The 4,973-nt window shown below is 59.5% G+C and carries 4 protein-coding genes; 2 read left to right on the forward strand and 2 right to left on the reverse strand.

Going from position 1 to position 4,973, the window contains the following annotated elements; genetic code table 11:
• Nucleotides 1-394: 394 nt before the first annotated feature.
• On the reverse strand, nucleotides 395-1,594 hold the full coding sequence (tyrS, locus tag ACRESH_RS24075; RefSeq protein ID WP_431744322.1) for a tyrosine--tRNA ligase: 1,200 nt from the start codon (nucleotides 1,592-1,594) through the stop codon (nucleotides 395-397).
• A gap of 210 nt (nucleotides 1,595-1,804) precedes the next feature.
• On the opposite strand from tyrS, the gene ACRESH_RS24080 reads away from it, so the two are divergent.
• Nucleotides 1,805-3,229: an OapA family protein gene (locus ACRESH_RS24080; RefSeq protein WP_431744323.1), complete on the forward strand. Its 1,425-nt coding sequence runs from the start codon at nucleotides 1,805-1,807 to the stop codon at nucleotides 3,227-3,229.
• Nucleotides 3,230-3,232: 3 nt separating this feature from the next.
• Nucleotides 3,233-4,324: an anhydro-N-acetylmuramic acid kinase gene (locus ACRESH_RS24085; protein WP_431744324.1), complete on the forward strand. Its 1,092-nt coding sequence runs from the start codon at nucleotides 3,233-3,235 to the stop codon at nucleotides 4,322-4,324.
• Between the two features lie 60 nt (nucleotides 4,325-4,384).
• Here ACRESH_RS24085 and erpA read toward each other — a convergent pair whose 3' ends face one another.
• On the reverse strand, nucleotides 4,385-4,735 hold the full coding sequence (gene erpA, locus ACRESH_RS24090; RefSeq protein WP_028942121.1) for an iron-sulfur cluster insertion protein ErpA: 351 nt from the start codon (nucleotides 4,733-4,735) through the stop codon (nucleotides 4,385-4,387).
• Nucleotides 4,736-4,973 lie beyond the last annotated feature (238 nt).

Here is a 4,973-nt window from a genome sequence, read left to right on the forward strand (position 1 = left end):
CGAATTGCTTGATTCGATTGTTAAAGAGCGGTGGCTGAAGTCTTTCGCTTCAACCGAGGCGCGCATTCTACGCTTTCCTCAGTGCCTGTCAAGCGTTTATTTTGAAGTTTTTCGTTCAAATTCAACTACTTGACTCGCTACGATCTCTCGTCAGCGGGAGGCGAATTCTACAGCGTTTCAATCCGCTGTCAACCACCTTTTTTCACCGCTGTCGATCTTTCGATCTAAGCCCCTCCGGCACCACCTGGAACATCTAACTCGTTGAATCTCAAGGAGTTTTCCGCTCCGACTACGCCGGAAGTGGGGCGAATTATAGAGAGATAAAACGGGGCGTCAAGGGTTAATTTCAAAGTACCGCAAAACAACCTGCGCCCCACTCTATATATACGTAACGTTACTCGGCCTTCAGGGTAATACGCGCGAACGCCTTCTTGCCCGCCTGGCAAACATGGGTAGAGCCCAGGGCAAACACAAAGCCACGATCAACCGCTTCACCATCAACCCGAACACTGCCAGCAGCAAGCAGATCACGAGCGGCTGCCGAGTTCTTCACCAGGCCCGCCTTATTAAGGACAGCAGAGATCGGCATCTCCTCGCTCGCCAGCACTTCGACCTCCGGCAGATCTTCCGGCAGCTCGCCTTCCTTCATACGATTGCCCGCGCCGCGATGGGCATTTGCCGCCGCTTCTTCACCATGGAAGCGCGCAACGATCTCTTCAGCCAGCTTGATCTTGATGTCACGCGGGTTCGCGCCGGCAGCCACGTCAGCCCGGAAAGCCTCGATCTCTTCCATCGAGCGGAAGCTCAGCAGCTCGAAGTAACGCCACATCAGGGTGTCAGGGATCGAAACCAGTTTGCTGTACATCACCCCTGGCGCCTCCTGGATACCGACATAGTTACCCAGCGACTTGGACATCTTCTTGACGCCATCGAGACCTTCGAGCAGCGGCATGGTCACGATGTTCTGTGCTTCCTGACCATAGGAGCGCTGCAATTCGCGCCCCATCAGCAGGTTGAACTTCTGATCAGTGCCACCCAGTTCGACATCAGCCTTGAGCGCCACCGAGTCGTAGCCCTGCACCAATGGATAGAGGAACTCGTGGATAGCAATCGGCTGATTGGTGGTGTAACGCTTGTCAAAGTCGTCGCGCTCAAGCATGCGCGCCACGGTGTACTGCGAAGCCAGGCGAATGAAATCCGCCGGCGTCAGCTTGTCCATCCAGGTGGAGTTGAACGCGACCTCGGTCTTGGCCGGATCGAGAATCTTGAACACCTGCTGCTTATAGGTCTCGGCGTTATCCAGCACCTGCTCGCGGGTCAGCGGCGGACGCGTGGCACTCTTGCCGCTCGGATCGCCGATCATGCCAGTGAAGTCGCCGATCAGGAATATCACCTGATGCCCCAGATCCTGGAACTGGCGCAGCTTGTTGATAAGGACGGTATGCCCCAGGTGCAGGTCGGGAGCGGTCGGGTCAAAACCCGCCTTGATCCGCAGCGGCTGCCCGCGCTTGAGCTTCTCGACCAACTCGGACTCTACCAGTACCTCTTCCGCACCACGCTTGATCAGCGCTAGCTGCTCTTCAACCGACTTCATAACAGACCCGCAAGGCTCAGATTCAAAGGGCCCCAACCATACAAGATCAGCTGTCAATTACAAGTTTTTGCCCCGGATGTGACCCCGCGGCCGATTGATGACGTCTGCGCGCTTGCGCTGAAAGGGATTTGGTTATATTTTATACAGTTATTTCATCTTCATCATGTCATTCATCTTTTCCAATTCATCTATTTCAAAGTCAATTCATCTATGACCAACGAACCGCCTAAAGCGCCCCCGCTTTATCCGAAGAGCCATCTGTTGGCCGCCAGCGGCATCGCCGCCTTACTCAGTCTGGCCTTGCTGGTATTTCCATCCAGCGAGGTAGAAGCCAAGAAAACCACCCTGAACCTCGAGCTGGAGAGCCCTGCCGAGCAGCTCAAGCAAGAACCGGATTCACCACTGGCAAAGGACGCAGGGGCCTCCACCGCCTCCCCGTTCGCCCAGATCGACAATAGCGCTGCACCGTCGCAGGAAACCGCCAAGGTCGAGCCAGCTCCTGCGCCAGCGCCAGCCGCCCCGGCCAAGGATCCGAGCCACCGCGAAGTGACCGTGGGCCGTGGTGACACCCTGTCGACCCTGTTCGCCAAGGTCGGCCTGCCGGCCACCGCTGTGCACGAGGTACTGACCAGTAACAAGCAGGCCAAACAGTTCAGCCAACTCAAGAGCGGCCAGGTGCTGCAGATCGAACTGGACAAAGACGGTCGGTTGGCCAGTCTGCACAGCAAGGTCAGCAACCTGGAAACCATTCGCCTGACCAAAAGCGCAAACGGTTACGTCTTCAACCGCGAAGTCAGCAAACCGGTAGTGCGCTCGGCCTATGCCCACGGCGTGATCAAGAGTTCGCTGTCGGCATCCGGCCAGCGCGCCGGCCTGCCTCACAGCTTGACCATGGACATGGCGCGGATCTTTGGCTACGACATCGACTTCGCCCAGGATATCCACCAGGGCGACGAATTCGATGTGATCTACGAGCAGAGGGTCATGGACGGCAAAGTGGTTGGCAACGGCAATATTCTCTCTGCCCGCTTCACCAACCGCGGCAAGACCTTCACTGCAGTTCGTTACACCAACAAGCAGGGCAATACCAACTATTACACCGCTGACGGTAACAGCATGCGCAAGGCCTTCATCCGCACCCCGGTTGATTTCGCCCGCATCAGCTCGCGCTTCTCGGCCGGTCGCAAGCACCCAATCCTCAACAAGATCCGCGCCCACAAGGGTGTCGACTACGCCGCACCACGTGGCACGCCAATCAAGGCGGCCGGCGATGGCAAGGTATTGCTCGCCGGACGTCGCGGCGGGTACGGCAACACCGTAATCATCCAGCACGGCAACCGCTACCAGACCCTCTACGGTCATATGCAAGGCTTTGCCAAAGGCGTGAAGACCGGCGGTTCGGTCAAGCAGGGCCAAGTCATCGGCTATATCGGCACCACCGGCCTGTCCACTGGCCCGCACCTGCACTATGAGTTCCAGGTCAACGGCGTCCACGTCGATCCGCTGGGGCAGAAGCTGGCAATGGCCGACCCGATCGCCAAGGCCGAGCGTCAACGCTTCCTGCAGCAGAGCCAACCGCTGGTAGCTCGCATGAACCAGGAAAAAGCCACCATGCTCGCATCCAACAAGCGCTAAGCAATGGCTCTTTATCTGGGGGTGATGTCCGGGACCAGCCTCGATGGCCTGGACATCGCCTTGATCGAACAGAAGCAGCACACCCGCCTGCTCGCTACTCACTACATCCCCATGCCCGCAAGCCTGCGCCAGGACCTGCTGGACCTGTGCGCCAGCGGCACGGACGAAATCGCCCGCGCCGCGCTGGCCGAAGCGCAGTGGGTACGGCTGGCAGCCCAGGGTATCGAACACCTACTGGTCGCCCAGGGCCTCAAGCCGGCCGATATTTGTGCCATTGGCAGTCATGGCCAGACCATTCGCCATGAGCCGGCACGCGGATTCACCGTCCAGATCGGCAACCCAGCCTTGCTCGCCGAGCTCAGCGGCATCTGCGTAGTCGGTGATTTTCGTCGCCGTGACGTGGCGGCTGGCGGCCAGGGTGCACCGCTGGTCCCCGCCTTTCATGAGGCGCTGTTCGAGCATCAGGGCCAGCGCCTGGCAGTGCTCAACGTCGGCGGCTTCAGCAACCTCAGCCTGATCGAGCAGGACAAGCCGGTCAGCGGTTTCGACTGCGGCCCGGGCAACGTGCTGCTCGATGCCTGGATTCACCAGAAACAAGGCCGCAGCTACGACGGCAACGGCGCCTGGGCCGCCAGCGGCAAGGTGAACCCCGGCCTGCTTGCCAGCCTGCTCAGCGATCCGTTCTTTGCCGGTACCGGCCCGAAAAGCACGGGTCGTGAAGTATTCAACCTGCCTTGGCTCATGCACCACCTGGCCACACAACCGGCGATTGCCGATGCCGATGTCCAGGCCACTCTGCTGGAGCTCACCGCCCACAGCATTGTCAGCTCCCTGCAGACAGCCCAGGAGGGTACCCAGGCCCTGCTGGTCTGTGGTGGTGGCGCCCACAATGGCGCCCTTATGAGCCGCCTGGCCGCCCTTCTACCTCGTGCCCGAGTCAGTAGCACCGCAGCACATGGCATTGACCCTGACTGGGTAGAAGCCATGGCCTTTGCCTGGCTCGCCCACTGCTGCCTGCAAGGCATCCCGGGCAATCGCCCGAGCGTCACCGGTGCCCGCGGGCTGCGGGTGCTTGGCGCGATTTACCCCGCCTGACACGCACACAGCAAAACGCCGCGCATCAGCGCGGCGTTTGCGGTGCAACCTGCCCTGCGATCAGATCGAGAACGACGAACCGCAACCACAGGTGGTGCTGGCGTTCGGGTTCTTGATGACAAAGCGCGAGCCTTCCAGGCCTTCCTGGTAATCCACTTCGGCTCCTGCCAGGTACTGGAAACTCATTGGATCGACCACCAGGGCCACGCCTTCGCGCTCGACGATGGTGTCGTCTTCAGCGACATCTTCATCGAAAGTAAAACCGTATTGAAAACCCGAGCAACCGCCACCGGTCACGAACACTCGCAACTTCAGGCGATCATTGCCTTCTTCATCGACCAGGGTCTTCACCTTGTGCGCTGCACCCTCAGTGAACTGCAAAGCCACGGGGGTGAAGGATTCGACGCTCATGCTGACTATCTCCCGGCGCTGTGCCGCCATAATGCGTGATGGTGCGCATTATCCGCTTCTCCGAGAAAATCGGTCAAGAATTGTGCGGCTTTCGTCTGGGTGCGCCGACCAGAATCGGCATAGGGGGCGGCCTTCATAGGCCGCGCCCCTGCCACACCACCCGGCATGCGGGTCCGCACCGGGCGGTTCGAGAGATTGAGGTTATGAGAGACGCACCAGACCCATCCTGTCGAACCAC

The sequence above is a fragment of the Pseudomonas sp. genome, from assembly GCF_050739775.1.
Lineage (GTDB): Bacteria > Pseudomonadota > Gammaproteobacteria > Pseudomonadales > Pseudomonadaceae > Aquipseudomonas.

What these genes read in the sequence shown, in the direction of transcription:
- tyrS (WP_431744322.1), bottom strand. Translation starts at nt 1,594, where the DNA reads ATGAAGTCGGTTGAAGAGCAGCTAGCGCTGATCAAGCGTGGTGCGGAA.
- ACRESH_RS24080 (WP_431744323.1), top strand. Translation starts at nt 1,805, where the DNA reads ATGACCAACGAACCGCCTAAAGCGCCCCCGCTTTATCCGAAGAGCCAT.
- ACRESH_RS24085 (WP_431744324.1), top strand. Translation starts at nt 3,233, where the DNA reads ATGGCTCTTTATCTGGGGGTGATGTCCGGGACCAGCCTCGATGGCCTG.
- erpA (WP_028942121.1), bottom strand. Translation starts at nt 4,735, where the DNA reads ATGAGCGTCGAATCCTTCACCCCCGTGGCTTTGCAGTTCACTGAGGGT.